Source organism: Bradyrhizobium sp. sGM-13 (assembly GCF_018398875.1).
Classification (GTDB): domain Bacteria; phylum Pseudomonadota; class Alphaproteobacteria; order Rhizobiales; family Xanthobacteraceae; genus Bradyrhizobium.
This window is the reverse complement of sequence record NZ_JAGWDK010000395.1, coordinates 1-248: the sequence shown is the minus strand read 5'-3', so window position 1 is coordinate 248 and position 248 is coordinate 1. Positions and strand designations below refer to the sequence as shown.

The window sequence follows — 248 nt, the reverse complement described above, 5'->3', positions numbered from 1 at the left end:
GTTTGGCCCCCTCGAGCGCCGCCGGATAGGGCGCCATGCCGCGTTCGAGGTTGCGGTACATATTCTCGATCATGACGATGGCGTCATCGACCACGAAGCCGACGGAGATCGCCAGCGCCATCAGCGACAGATTGTCGATCGAAAAGCCGGCGAGCCACATCCCGGCGCAGGTGCCGGCCAGCGCGAGCGGCACGGAAACGCCTGCCGCAATGGTCGGCGTCAGCCGCCGCAGGAACGCGAACACCACC

General features: G+C 66.5%; 1 protein-coding gene. It reads right to left on the bottom strand.

The window, feature by feature from the left end; all coding sequences use genetic code 11:
- On the bottom strand, nt 1-248 hold a 248-nt coding region (locus KJQ96_RS39415; RefSeq protein ID WP_213291263.1), incomplete at both ends, for an efflux RND transporter permease subunit.